The organism is Peribacillus sp. Aquil_B1, from assembly GCF_022603275.1.
Classification (GTDB): Bacteria; Bacillota; Bacilli; order Bacillales; family DSM-1321; genus Peribacillus.
The window spans coordinates 1-13,132 of record NZ_JAKXEE010000012.1 but is presented as its reverse complement, the minus strand read 5'-3'; the positions used below and the strand labels follow the sequence as shown (position 1 = coordinate 13,132).

General features: G+C 41.0%; 13 protein-coding genes, 1 tRNA gene, 1 rRNA gene, 1 other RNA gene and 1 other annotated feature. Of the genes, 12 read left to right on the top strand and 4 right to left on the bottom strand.

The genetic code is table 11. The annotated features are described in order from the left end of the window. A 5S ribosomal RNA gene (gene rrf, locus MPH60_RS27425) occupies positions 1 to 91 on the top strand; the annotation flags it as partial. Positions 92 to 172: 81 nt separating this feature from the next. On the opposite strand, the gene MPH60_RS27420 is transcribed toward rrf, so the two are convergent. Continuing rightward, positions 173 to 1,138: a YaaC family protein gene (locus MPH60_RS27420; RefSeq protein WP_241594820.1), complete on the bottom strand. Its 966-nt coding sequence runs from the start codon at positions 1,136 to 1,138 to the stop codon at positions 173 to 175. Positions 1,139 to 1,249: 111 nt separating this feature from the next. Here MPH60_RS27420 and guaB point away from each other — a divergent pair, with 111 nt between their 5' ends. The 4 genes from guaB (at position 1,250) to MPH60_RS27400 (ending at position 6,064) form a co-directional block, all read left to right on the top strand. Further along, positions 1,250 to 2,713, top strand: coding sequence for an IMP dehydrogenase (gene guaB, locus MPH60_RS27415; protein ID WP_101226085.1), 1,464 nt, complete (start codon positions 1,250 to 1,252; stop codon positions 2,711 to 2,713). 173 nt (positions 2,714 to 2,886) lie between these two features. Beyond that, positions 2,887 to 4,206, top strand: coding sequence for a D-alanyl-D-alanine carboxypeptidase family protein (locus tag MPH60_RS27410; RefSeq protein ID WP_241594819.1), 1,320 nt, complete (start codon positions 2,887 to 2,889; stop codon positions 4,204 to 4,206). 69 nt (positions 4,207 to 4,275) lie between these two features. After that, positions 4,276 to 4,500, top strand: a binding site (T-box leader). A gap of 61 nt (positions 4,501 to 4,561) precedes the next feature. Beyond that, complete coding sequence (gene serS, locus MPH60_RS27405; RefSeq protein WP_241594818.1) at positions 4,562 to 5,839, top strand: serine--tRNA ligase; 1,278 nt, start codon at positions 4,562 to 4,564, stop codon at positions 5,837 to 5,839. 132 nt (positions 5,840 to 5,971) lie between these two features. Then, positions 5,972 to 6,064, top strand: a tRNA-Ser gene (locus tag MPH60_RS27400). A gap of 120 nt (positions 6,065 to 6,184) precedes the next feature. On the opposite strand, the gene MPH60_RS27395 is transcribed toward MPH60_RS27400, so the two are convergent. The 3 genes from MPH60_RS27395 to MPH60_RS27385 all read right to left on the bottom strand — a co-directional run bounded on the left by MPH60_RS27395 (position 6,185) and on the right by MPH60_RS27385 (position 8,222). Next, positions 6,185 to 6,856: a deoxynucleoside kinase gene (locus MPH60_RS27395; RefSeq protein ID WP_241594817.1), complete on the bottom strand. Its 672-nt coding sequence runs from the start codon at positions 6,854 to 6,856 to the stop codon at positions 6,185 to 6,187. After that, positions 6,834 to 7,493 carry a deoxynucleoside kinase gene (locus tag MPH60_RS27390; RefSeq protein ID WP_144481201.1) on the bottom strand — a complete coding sequence of 220 codons (660 nt, stop codon included), beginning with the start codon at positions 7,491 to 7,493 and terminating at the stop codon, positions 6,834 to 6,836. The genes MPH60_RS27395 and MPH60_RS27390 overlap by 23 nt, the downstream gene beginning before the upstream one ends. A gap of 183 nt (positions 7,494 to 7,676) precedes the next feature. Beyond that, complete coding sequence (locus MPH60_RS27385; RefSeq protein WP_241594816.1) at positions 7,677 to 8,222, bottom strand: isochorismatase family cysteine hydrolase; 546 nt, start codon at positions 8,220 to 8,222, stop codon at positions 7,677 to 7,679. A 139-nt stretch (positions 8,223 to 8,361) separates the two neighbouring features. On the opposite strand from MPH60_RS27385, the gene tadA reads away from it, so the two are divergent. The 7 genes from tadA (at position 8,362) to MPH60_RS27350 (ending at position 12,759) form a co-directional block, all read left to right on the top strand. Next, on the top strand, positions 8,362 to 8,868 hold the full coding sequence (gene tadA / locus MPH60_RS27380) for a tRNA adenosine(34) deaminase TadA (protein WP_098373826.1): 507 nt from the start codon (positions 8,362 to 8,364) through the stop codon (positions 8,866 to 8,868). 146 nt (positions 8,869 to 9,014) lie between these two features. Beyond that, positions 9,015 to 9,279: signal recognition particle sRNA large type (gene ffs, locus MPH60_RS27375), an RNA gene on the top strand. A gap of 182 nt (positions 9,280 to 9,461) precedes the next feature. Next, positions 9,462 to 11,150, top strand: a complete 1,689-nt coding sequence (dnaX, locus tag MPH60_RS27370) for a DNA polymerase III subunit gamma/tau (protein WP_241594815.1) — start codon at positions 9,462 to 9,464, stop codon at positions 11,148 to 11,150. Positions 11,151 to 11,171: 21 nt separating this feature from the next. Then, the gene (locus MPH60_RS27365; protein WP_101226088.1) at positions 11,172 to 11,489 is read left to right on the top strand and encodes a YbaB/EbfC family nucleoid-associated protein; all 318 of its coding nucleotides are present in this window, start codon (positions 11,172 to 11,174) and stop codon (positions 11,487 to 11,489) included. 60 nt (positions 11,490 to 11,549) lie between these two features. Beyond that, positions 11,550 to 12,146 (top strand): recombination mediator RecR, encoded by a 597-nt coding sequence (recR, locus tag MPH60_RS27360; protein ID WP_034316264.1) that lies wholly within the window; start codon positions 11,550 to 11,552, stop codon positions 12,144 to 12,146. 20 nt (positions 12,147 to 12,166) lie between these two features. Next, positions 12,167 to 12,385 (top strand): YaaL family protein, encoded by a 219-nt coding sequence (locus MPH60_RS27355; RefSeq protein WP_034316261.1) that lies wholly within the window; start codon positions 12,167 to 12,169, stop codon positions 12,383 to 12,385. A 104-nt stretch (positions 12,386 to 12,489) separates the two neighbouring features. After that, positions 12,490 to 12,759, top strand: a complete 270-nt coding sequence (locus MPH60_RS27350) for a pro-sigmaK processing inhibitor BofA family protein (protein ID WP_387552124.1) — start codon at positions 12,490 to 12,492, stop codon at positions 12,757 to 12,759. Positions 12,760 to 13,132 lie beyond the last annotated feature (373 nt).

Below are 13,132 nucleotides of genomic sequence, written 5' to 3'. Positions count from 1 at the left end.
CACCCGTTCCCATTCCGAACACGGCAGTTAAGCTCTTCAGCGCCGATGGTAGTTGGGGGTTTCCCCCTGTGAGAGTAGGACGCCGCCAAGCCATTTCAAAAGATCAGCCATCCGGCTGGTCTTTTTTCTTCGTTTCGAACCAGAACAATACAACAAATGGATGTTGAAAGAATCAAAGGTGGAACCTTCCGGACTGGATCCATTCAAATATTAAAAATGGCACCTTAGCTTGGCTTATTTTAAGGAATTGAACAATACAGGGGTAATCATCATTAGGCATGGTTTTCAACAGTTCTGCCCACCATTCTGTTTCATAACGAGCTATTATGCTAAGGTTATAAGAAATCAAATAATGAATCAAAAGTTCTGGTAATGAAAAAGCTGACGAATCTTTATTTATCGATAGCATGAATTGTCCTTCTGCTAAATTATACCGTATTGGGGAAGTTGCATTATGATTAGGATCGCCATCTGTTTTTAAATGCAGTGTCCCAGGAGCTTCAGCAATACTGTAAACTTGATTCGTTTTAGCTTTCAAAAATTCCTCCAACCGACTGCTGGACATTTGATAGCTATCCAATATCGTTGAGGGTAATTGAAAACCATTCGAAGAAGGTAACATGGCGACGAAATTTTTCTTTGAAACCGACCATGTATAGCTTTGCATGTCTGGGATTTCCTTCATTAATGTTCCCATGGAAAACTTTTCACCTTCCAGATGCTTGATATGAAATAACTTCTCGGCAATGCAGGTGAAAAGTCCATTCTTTTGCGTTTTCACTTCGTCCTTTAAAAATTCATATTGTTGCTTTTTCTTTTTTCTCGTTGTTACCCCATGGGCAAGCATCGAAGTTGATTCCGGATAGTTAGGATCGATCGTGAGCAGACAAGCCTTTAACAATTGAGCAAATCCATAAAATGTAAGGATTGGCTGTATGGAAAGTGGTGCAATGGCAGCCTGATTATAATAAGTTTTAGCATGTTCGAGATGGTAAATAAATGGATAACAATTATCGTAACTTTTGATTTCCGCTTCTGCTATTTTTTCGTGCGTGTAACATTTTTGTAAAAAAGTTTGTGAGGAAGATGCGGAAAAAAAAGGTGTATATTTATCGAAATTATCATTGTTTTCAGGCATTGCAGCTATCCTCCGAATTAATAGAATAATCAAACTTTTATTTCTCTTCTTGACAGTAGTATGTCCTATTGATAACCTACAAATAATATTTTTAAGCAGGAGGGGAAAATAATGTGGGAAAATAAATTTGCAAAAGAAGGTTTAACCTTTGATGATGTCCTATTAATTCCAGCGAAATCAGAGGTTTTGCCGAAAGATGTTAACCTTCAAGTCAACTTAGCTGAAAACTTAAGGCTCAACCTTCCTATCATCAGCGCAGGAATGGATACCGTGACAGAAGCTGAGATGGCCATTGCCATGGCTCGTCAAGGCGGATTGGGTATCATTCATAAAAATATGTCCATTGAAGCACAAGCTGAACTGGTGGATAAAGTAAAACGTTCAGAAAGCGGTGTAATTACCGATCCATTTTTCTTAACGCCGGATCACCAAGTATTCGATGCAGAGCATTTAATGGGTAAATATCGCATTTCAGGTGTTCCTGTAGTCAACAATATAGAGGATCAAAAACTTGTGGGTATCATTACAAACCGTGATTTGCGATTTATTTCCGATTTTTCCTTGAAAATTTCCAGTGTCATGACTGTAGAGAATCTGGTCACAGCGCCAGTAGGAACTAACCTGGAACAAGCAGAGAAGATTCTTCAAAAATACAAAATTGAAAAGCTTCCCCTTGTGGACGATAATGGAGTTCTTAAAGGACTTATTACGATCAAGGATATCGAGAAAGTCATCGAGTTCCCGAATTCGGCGAAAGATAAGCAAGGAAGATTACTTGCAGGTGCTGCAGTCGGCGTGACCAAGGATACAATGAAGCGTGTCGAAATGCTGGTTAAGTCCCATGTTGATGCAATTGTACTTGATACTGCTCACGGTCATTCAGAAGGCGTCCTTGAAATGGTGAAGGAAATCCGCGGGACATATCCTGAATTGACGATCATTGCCGGTAATGTGGCAACAGCTGAAGGTACGAAAGCATTGATTGAAGCGGGAGCTGATGTAGTGAAAGTGGGAATCGGACCAGGATCAATCTGTACGACAAGGGTTGTAGCTGGTGTAGGTGTTCCGCAAATCACGGCAGTCTTCGATTGTGCGACAGAAGCAAGAAAACATGGTAAAACGATTATCGCTGATGGCGGAATCAAATACTCTGGTGATATCGTTAAGGCCCTAGCTGCAGGCGGACATGCAGTAATGCTTGGCAGTATGCTTGCCGGTGTAACTGAAAGCCCAGGCGAAACGGAAATTTTCCAAGGCCGCCGTTTTAAAGTGTATCGGGGTATGGGCTCTGTTGCTGCAATGGAAAAGGGATCTAAGGATCGTTACTTCCAAGAAGATAACAAGAAATTCGTACCGGAGGGCATCGAAGGGCGCCTTCCATATAAAGGACCTCTATCAGATACCATTTTCCAGCTGATTGGCGGCATTCGTTCAGGTATGGGATATTGCGGTACAGCCACATTGGAAGAGTTGAGGGAAAACTCTCAATTCGTCAAAATGACTGGTGCTGGATTAAGGGAAAGCCATCCTCATGATGTCCAAATTACTAAAGAAGCACCGAACTACTCAATGTAATGAATTTAACATATAATCGTCATTAAAATTTATTGTTAAAATAGACAGAGTCTGCGATTACTCTGTCTATTTTTTTTATTTTTTCTGTGATAAACTAGACAAGGTGTCAAGGGAATTACATAAAGTTTCTTCTTTGTTATAGAGATTAGCTTAAAAGTTGGAGGTATTGGAAATTGAAAAAAATCAGCAAGATGACCCTCATTTTCACTTTTGTTTTTGTTCTTGTTATGTCGCAATTTGCCTATCAACCGGGGGAAGCTGTTGCTGAATCTGATAATTTGGGTTTAAAAGCAGAGGCAGCCATCATCATCGATGGTGAAACAGGACAAATCGTGTATGAAAAAAATGCCGATAAAGTATTAGGGATTGCATCCATGTCTAAAATGATGACCGAGTACATCATAATGGAGTCAATTGAAAATGGGAAAATCAGTTGGGATCAAAAAGTAAAAATAAATAAATACGTACATGACCTTTCAAAAGCACCCAATTTGTCGAATGTTGGGTTAACGGAAGGTGAAGATTATACAGTTAAGGAACTATATCAAGCTATGGCCGTCTATTCCGGAAATGCGGCAACAGTAGCTTTAGCACAGCTAGTTTCCGGAAGTGAAAAGAGCTTCGTTAAGTTAATGAATGAAAAAGCGAAGGAATTAGGCTTGAAAAACCATAAATTCGTTAATGCCAGCGGCTTGAATAACAGCGATTTATTAGGGCAGTTTCCTTCAGGTGATGAAGATGATGAAAATATCATGACAGCAAAAGATACTGCACTTCTTGCTTATCGTTTAATAAATGATTATCCGGAAGTGTTGAAAATCGCCAGCATCCCTAAATTGAAGTTCCGTGATGGAAAAGAGTATCCGAACTTCAACTGGATGCTGCCTGGCCTGATATTTGAATATAAAGGCGTAGATGGACTAAAAACGGGATCTACTGACTTTGCCGGATATGGACACACAGGGACGGTTATCCAGGACGGTCAGCGCTATATCACGGTGGTCATGAAGTCCACTAATAAAAACGAACGTTTTGCGGATAGCACTAAGCTTATGAACTATGCTTATGCAACCTTTAAAAAGGAAAAAGTCCTTCCTGCCAACTACCAGGTGAAAGGGAAAGAAACTCTTTCAGTAGTGAAAGGCAAGGAAAAAAGCGTTAAGGTTCAATCTGAAAAAGCGATCGAGCTACTTGTTGAAAATGGTGAGAAAGACAACTATAAAACAGATTTAGTGATCGATAAAACCAAATTGAATGATGATGGTAAGCTGACTGCACCAATCAAAAAAGGTGAAAAGCTAGGTTACATCACAGTCACTCCTAAAAAAGGAGAAGCTTACGGGTACATCAATGGAGATCAGGTTAAGGTTAACGTCGTAGCTGCTGAATCTGTTGAAAAGGCAAACTGGTTCGTACTATCAATGCGGGCGGTTGGCGGATTCTTTGGTGACGTATGGAGCAGTGTAGCTTCCACTGTTAAAGGCTGGTTTTAAGTTTCACGTATAAAACGGTTGCGTAATGTATAAAATTATAGTACATTATGGAAAACAATCTGATTATATAAGAAAGCAATGACAGGAAATAGTAACAAGTATTTCTTTCTATAGAGAGCCGATGGCTGGTGGAAATCGGTGTAAGAGTTTTGTGAATCCCTCCTGGAGCAGAGTATGGAAAGCCTTTTGGGTCAGTAAGTACTTTCGGTTAAAAGCCGTTATCGTGATAAGTGGTAGGCGTTTTAGATAAGCCTTCAACTAGGGTGGCAACGCGGGTTAACTCTCGTCCCTTCTTTAGGGGACGGGAGTTTTTTGCGTTCTTTGATAAAATCAAAATATTAAGGAGGAACAGAAAATGTTGGATTTGAAATATGTAAGAAATAATTTTGAAGAAGTGAAGCGTGTATTGCAATTTAGAGGAGAAGATTTGACCGATTTGGGTAAATTCGAGGAACTGGATGTAAAGCGTCGGGGTTTGATTGCCGAAACGGAAAAGTTGAAAAGCCAAAGAAATGAAGTTTCACAGCAAGTGGCCGTATTGAAACGGGAAAAAAAAGATGCAGATCAACTGATTGCCCAAATGCGTGAAGTTGGTGACCGTATCAAAGGATTCGATGAAGAACTTCGTGAAGTGGAAGCCCAGTTAGAAACATTACTTCTTTCCATTCCGAACATTCCGCATGAAAGTGTGCCTGTTGGTGAGACGGAAGACGATAATGTGGAAATCCGTAAATGGGGAGAGTTACCGGAATTCAAGTTTGAACCGAAACCACACTGGGATGTAGCCGGAGATCTAGGCATTCTGGATTTTGAACGGGCAGCAAAAGTGACCGGAAGCCGATTTGTATTTTATAGGGGTCTTGGTGCTCGATTAGAACGTGCATTAATTAGCTTTATGTTAGACCTTCATGTTGAGGAACACGGATATGAAGAAATGCTGCCGCCATATATGGTGAACCGTGCAAGCATGACTGGCACAGGTCAATTGCCAAAATTCGAAGAAGATGCTTTCCGTATTGAAAGTGATGATTACTTCTTGATTCCTACAGCTGAAGTCCCGGTGACAAACTTCCATCGTGATGAAATCATGAGCATGGATGATCTGCCGATAAGCTATGCGGCATACAGCGCTTCATTCCGCTCAGAAGCAGGATCTGCAGGTCGTGATACCCGTGGGTTAATTCGGCAGCACCAGTTCAATAAAGTTGAACTAGTGAAGTTCGTGAAACCGGAAGATTCTTATGCAGAATTGGAAAATCTCACAGGTCATGCCGAAAAGGTCCTTCAATTGCTAGGACTTCCATACCGAGTGCTGAGCATGTGTACGGGAGATCTAGGCTTCACTGCTGCTAAAAAGTATGATATCGAGGTTTGGATCCCGAGTTATGGAACGTACCGCGAAATTTCTTCTTGCAGTAACTTTGAAGCATTCCAGGCTAGACGGGCCAATATTCGCTTCAGACGTGATGCAAAAGGTAAACCGGAACACGTCCATACTCTAAATGGATCAGGTTTGGCAATTGGCCGTACAGTCGCAGCCCTTTTGGAAAATTATCAGCAGGAAGATGGCAGTGTCATCATTCCTGAAGTATTACGTCCATATATGCGCGGTGCGGAAGTCATTAAACCGTAAGACAAAAGGAATCAGCTTCTGATTACAGAGGCTGATTCTCCTTTTTATTAAAGTTTAAAAATTATTTCAAAAAAACTTTATAGAGGGCTTGACTTTAATTTTAATTCCATGTAATATAATAAATGTTGATACGGAGGTATACCCAAGTCCGGCTGAAGGGATCGGTCTTGAAAACCGACAGGGGAGTCAAATCCCGCGGGGGTTCGAATCCCTCTACCTCCTCCATAACTTATTAATAACCACAGCGCATAAATTGGATATCGATGAATTCCGTTGCAGATATGTAACGGAATTTTTGTTTTCTAATATATTAAAAAACCACCGGATAACCGGTGGTTTTTCTTTTTATACATTTCGCAGCAACTTGGTTTGCTCCATATATTCGGCCATTCTTTTTATAAGAGGTTCGATGCTTGCTTCATCCTGCATAAGGTCATATTCATTTATATTTAATCGTAGGACAGGGCAGGCGTTGAATTGATCAATCCATTCTTCATAACGGCCGTGCATTTCCTGCCAATATTCAATTGGGGTATGCTGTTCCATTGGACGGCCGCGTTCTTGGATCCTGTCGAGGATATCATCAAGCGAACCTTCGAGATAGATTAGTAAATCAGGGTGCGGAAAGTATGGCGTCATTACCATGGCATTGAAAAGGCTTGTATACGTTTCGTAGTCCACATCATTCATTGTGCCTTTTTCATAATGCATTTTTGCAAATATCCCGGTGTCTTCATAAATGGAACGGTCTTGAATAAAACCGCCGCCGTATTCGAAGATTTTTTTTTGCTCTTTAAAACGTTCAGCGAGGAAATAGATTTGCAGGTGGAAACTCCAGCGATTAAAATCATCGTAAAACTTATCCAGGTAGGGGTTCGTATCAACCTTTTCAAAGGATGTCCTGAATTTAAGGGCATCGGCTAATGCATTGGTCATGGTCGATTTTCCTACGCCAACCGTCCCTGCTATCGTAATGACGGCGTTGTTTGGAATATTATATTTCTTTCGTAAGTTCATTTGACTTTACTCCTTTGTGCAGGGCATTCTCTATTTGGCTGATTATCGTTTTCAAATCATCCTTGTTCCCGACAAAATCCAGCTCATCTCCATTGAATGTAAGAACAGGTATGTCAGGGTGCTGTTTCTCAAATGCTTCCATGAATGTTCGATAATCCGCGGATAACTGCTCTAAATAAATGGAAGATATATTTTTTTCGAATTCACGACCTCTTTTACCGATTCGGGAGAGAAGAGTATCAAGACTTGCGTTTAAATAAATCACCATATTAGGTTTAGGCATATCCCGTGTTAAAATATTGAATATTTCAAGGTATTTATTGTATTGTCCGTTCTTTAACGTTCGTTCAGCAAATATCAAGTTCTTGAATATATGGTAATCAGCCACCACGGCTTGGTCATTAGTAAGATACTTTTTTTCGATATCTTCCAATTGTTTATAACGGTTACACAGAAAAAACATTTCTGTTTGAAAGCTCCACTCATCAATATCTTTATAGAATTTCCCGAGAAATGGATTTTCATCAACAATTTCCTTCAATAATGAAATTTGAAAATGATCTGCGATAACTTTTGCAAGTGATGTTTTTCCCACGCCGATTGGACCTTCGACGGTGATAAATGGGGTGGATTTCATCCAATCTGTCCTCCTTCAATGAGGTATCAAGCAGAAATTCCCGGTTATTAGGTTTTTCGCCAAGAGATATTGTATCACAGACTTGGGACTTTAGTGACATTTTTGTCAGGTTGATAAAGAAAGAGAATGACAGAGTGTTATTGGGGGATGTATGTAGGTTAGTACCCTTGTTCGATTGAATGCTTAAATGTCTCCACTTTCTTTTATGGATGCCTTGAGAACATGGTTCATCATCTTTAATGCGTAATGATTATCTTCCTTTGATGCAGAAGCGATGCAATCCTCCGGAATCCATAACTTATATTCCCGCATATAGGCATCATTGGCCGTGAAAAGGACGCATATGTTTCCAGCTATTCCGGTAATGATCAGTGTTTCCACGTTTAATCGTTTAAGCAGTGTATTCAGTGCCGTCCCATAAAACGCGGAATGCTTCGGCTTGATGAGAAAGAAATCGTCCTGTTGAGGTTTTATTTTTTCAATTAATGAGGCATTTCCTTCATTCTTACATCTAGCAATAATTTTATCGAAGTCAGCCTGCCATAAATCATAGTGATCGTTGATATAAATGATGGGAAAACCCTTTTCTTTCATTTGCGTTTTTAATTTCAAAATCGGATCGACGATAAGCTTCGTGTGTGCAAGGAGCATATTCCCGTATTTGAAATCAAAATCATTGATCATATCAATGATAAGCAATGCAAAAGAAGGCGTTTCAGGTCGATTCATGGTATATCCTCCTGTATTGTGAGAATTTACTTGCAGCACATATGCCGCATGCGTTACTATTCATTAGAACAAGTAGTATGACCTTTATTTTGTCTTATATTTGTCTGTTTACTCCTACTTAATATAAGGGGGTTTTTTTTTGAAGGATGATGTTTATTACATGAATTTAGCCTTAAAGGAAGCGAAAAAGGCGCAGATGTTGAATGAAGTGCCGATTGGCGCTTTAATCGTGATAGATGATCAAGTTATTTCGACGGGGCATAACCTGAGGGAAACGGAACAGAATGCGACGGCACATGCGGAGCTGCTTGCGATCAATGAGGCTTGCAAGGAACTTGGCAGTTGGCGTCTTGAAGATGCAACATTATATGTAACGCTGGAGCCCTGTCCCATGTGTGCTGGTGCCATCTTGCAATCAAGAGTAAAAAGGGTTGTTTTTGGGGCCCATGATCCAAAGGCTGGCTGTGCAGGGACATTCATGGATTTACTCCAAGATGAACGCTTCAATCATCAATGTGATGTAACGAGCGGTGTGTTAGGGGAAGAATGCGGCTGGATATTGACTTCTTTTTTTAAAGAGCTTAGGGATAGAAAGAAAACGTTGAAAAGAGAGCAGGCACTCAAAATTGCCGAGGAAAATAAATAGGTGAAAACGAATCTTGAAGATGAGGCTTTGCTTCATTTGATAAATTTGGAATCAAACTGTCCATGAACAACACTTGCGTTTTTTTTGTTACCTTAGTATAATGAATTATGCGTCGACATGACGCTATGAAATTGGTATTACTTTTGCCGTGCTAGACGGGGAGGTAGCGGTGCCCTGTACTCGCAATCCGCTCTAGCGAGGTTGAATCCCTTCTCGAGGTTAGCATTCTGTAGGGCCTGCCTTAAGTAAGTGGTGTTGACGCCCGGGTCCTGCGCAATGGGACTCCATGAACCATGTCAGGTCCGGAAGGAAGCAGCATTAAGTGGAAGTTCTCATGTGCCGCAGGGTTGCCTGGGCCGAGCTAACTGCTTAAGTAACGCTTATGGTTGCTAATCGACAGAAGGTGCACGGCAGTTATTTTACATAAACAAAAACTCATTCGTATCGGGTGGGTTTTTTTTTATGCCAAGAAGGTAAAGTGCTCGGCATTTTTGAAAAAAATGAGGCAATGATAGAATTTCTTTTTAGGCTTTGATATTAAGGAAATCAGTAATGTATAATAAACAAGGTGGAGAAAAAAAGGAGGGATTTCCGTGGGGTACCAAGCATTATACCGGGTATGGCGGCCACAACAATTCATTGATGTAGTCGGGCAGGAACACGTAACGAAAACGTTGCAGAATGCCTTGGTCGGGCAGAAGGTTTCGCATGCCTATTTATTTTCCGGTCCGCGTGGAACAGGGAAAACAAGTGCTGCTAAAATTCTGGCAAAAGCAGTGAATTGTGAGCATGCCCCGGCAAGTGAGCCCTGTAACGAATGTGCTACCTGCCGCGGAATCACCGATGGCTCCATATCAGATGTTATAGAAATTGATGCAGCATCCAATAATGGTGTCGAGGAAATCCGTGACATTCGTGATAAGGTCAAATATGCACCGAACGCGGTTACATATAAAGTTTATATCATTGATGAGGTACATATGCTATCACAAGGTGCTTTCAATGCACTTTTGAAGACATTGGAAGAACCCCCGAAGCACGTGATTTTTATATTGGCGACGACTGAACCTCATAAGATTCCGCTAACGATCATTTCCCGTTGCCAAAGGTTTGATTTTAAAAGGATCCAGCCTCAAGATATAGTTGGCAGGATGTCACAGATCATCGCAGAAACAGGTGTTTCATGTGATGAACAAGCCCTGCATATCATCGCGAGGGCAGCTGAAGGCGGGATGCGGGATGCACTAAGCCTTCTTGATCAAGCGATATCCTTCAGTTCAGAGACAGTTTCTGTGGAAGATGCATTGACTGTCACCGGTTCTGTTTCGCAGGCGTTTTTAAGCAGGCTGGCAAAAGCTATATATGATAAAGAAGTAGCGGTGGCACTCGAAGTCCTTGAAGATTTGCTGGCTATGGGAAAAGACCCGGCTCGGTTCATTGAAGACATGATTTATTATTTCCGTGACATGCTTTTGTTTCAAACGGCACCGGCACTGGCAGAATCCTTCGAGCGTGTTTTGATAGATCCCCAATTTAAGGAATTGGCAGAAGTGATCTCTTCTGAATCGATTTACTCCATTATCGAAAGCTTCAATCAAACACAGCAGGATATGAAATGGACAAATCATCCAAGGATTTTCCTTGAAGTGGCACTTGTGAAGTTATGTAATGAGCAAAGGCCAAATCAAAATGATAACGGGCAGCTGCTGCAGCTGCAGCAGAAAATAGAAGATTTAGAGAAGAAATTGATTGAAATGCAGAAAAACGGCATTCCGGCAGCCATGACAGAAAAGCCTGCAGAGCAGGCTAAGGCGCAAAGGGCCGTTAAAAAGACATATAAAGCACCCGCAGGAAAGATCAATCAAATTTTGAAACAAGCTACAAAGCCAGGTCTTAATGCTGTGAAAAGCAAGTGGGGGGAAGTGCTTGAGCAGTTAGGTCAGCAAAACCAAAAGTCATTGGCAGCTTTATTAACGGAGGCAGAACCTGTTGCTGCGTCAACTGAAGCTTTTGTGGTAAAATTCAAATATGATATTCATTGTCAAATGGCAATGGAAAATAACCGTTTCGTGGAAGTGATAGCCTCGATCATGCAGCAATTGACCGGACACCGAATGGAGATAGCTGGAGTTCCGGAGAGCCAGTGGCAAGGGTTGCGGGAGGACTTCATCTCAACACAGCAGTTCGACGGTCCCGAAGAAACGGAATCAAAAGAAGAAGACCCCTTTATAGCAGAGGCTAGGAAATTAGTCGGCGATGATTTACTTGAAATTAAAGAATAATTGGAGGTAAGGAAAATGGGTATGCGCGGCGGTAATATGCAGAACATGATGAAACAAATGCAAAAGATGCAAAAGAAGATGGCAGAGGCACAAGAAGAATTAGGTGAAAAAAAGGTTGAAGGTACTGCTGGCGGCGGAATGGTAACGGTCATCGTGACTGGACATAAAGAAATCGTCGATGTAATCATCAAACCGGAAGTTGTCGATCCGGATGATATCGATATGCTTCAGGATTTAGTTCTGGCTGCGACTAACGATGCTTTGAAAAAGGCGGAAGAACTGACAAACCAAACGATGGGACAATTCACTAAGGGAATGAACCTTCCGGGTATGTTTTAAGCAAGTTCAAAAGAAACTTCCTTTCAGGGGGTTTCTTTTGAAATTTTTAGGAGGAATTCGATGCATTATCCAGAACCAATTTCCAAGCTCATTGACAGTTTTATGAAATTGCCGGGGATTGGTCCTAAAACGGCTGCTCGATTAGCCTTTCATGTACTAAGCATGAAGGAAGATACTGTTTTGGATTTTGCAAAGGCACTTGTTAATGCTAAGCGGAATCTTATGTATTGCTCAGTCTGTGGTCATATTACAGATCAAGATCCCTGTTATATTTGCGAAGATCAAAAGAGGGACAGAAGTTTGATTTGTGTGGTTCAGGACCCTAAAGATGTAATAGCTATGGAAAAGATGAGAGAGTTCAATGGTTTATACCATGTACTGCATGGCAGTATTTCCCCGATGGACGGAATCGGTCCGGAAGATATAAATATTCCTGATTTATTAAAGCGCCTGCAAGATGAAACTGTGCTGGAGGTCATTTTGGCCACTAATCCTAACATTGAAGGTGAAGCGACAGCCATGTATATTTCGCGGTTGCTTAGACCATCAGGGATCAAAGTGACCCGAATTGCCCACGGACTTCCTGTCGGCGGAGATTTGGAGTATGCGGATGAAGTGACGCTATCAAAAGCAATTGAAGGAAGAAGAGAAATATAAGGTAGCTGGGAGGACTTCACTTGTTCTTTCGTAAAAAAAAGAAACTTCGGAATGAATTCAATGATTCATTAATCGAAGAGCTTGAACAGTTGAAATGGAATTGGCATAATCAAAAATCATTACTTGAAAAAAGCGTTGATCCATCTGAGGAAGTAATCGCCCAAACGAGACTGGCGGAAGTGAAATATTTCTACTTATTCAGGGAAGTTAAAAGAAGGAATGTCCGCTTAAAAAGATGATAAGGAAATGGCTGTGAAGGATTTCGTATTCCTCATGGCCATTTTTTTCAGTTCTTAATCCATCGTTCCCTACATATAAGTGTAGTACAAGCTTGCGGGGAGGAATGAGTTTGGAACCAGTTGTCTTTGTTGCCGTAATTGGCGGCCTGATTTTAATGCTCCTTATTATCGGGGCGCCATTAAGACCCGTCCGGTTCATAGGGCAGGGGATTATAAAGATCATTATCGGTGCAGCCTTTTTGTTCTTTTTGAATACACTTGGAAATCAAGCGGGCATTCATGTCCCCATCAACCCTGTTACCTCGGCAGTCGCCGGCCTGCTTGGAATACCGGGAGTTGCCGCTTTGGCAGCCATTGGTTATTGGATTATCTAAAGGAATTGCGTAGAAGTCATTCTTATGAAAACCTCATGGATATCTCCTTGGGGTTTTTATCATGTTATAGTTTTTTTAAAAAAAACTAATTAAACCATTGACGATAACTCATCAACCTGATAATATATTAGGAGTCGCCAATAACGACATCATAAATTACTCAATCAAAAAACAATTTAAAAAAGTTGTTGACACTAGATTGGGTAAGTGATAAGATTATAAAGTCGCTTACGAAGTAACGACGATAAATTGCTCTTTGAAAACTGAACAAAACAAAGCGCCAACGTTAAATTTTAAGTGAGCACACACTATCAAAAAAGCAAATGAGCAAGTCAAACATTTCTTCGGAGAGTTTGATCCTGGCTCAGGACGA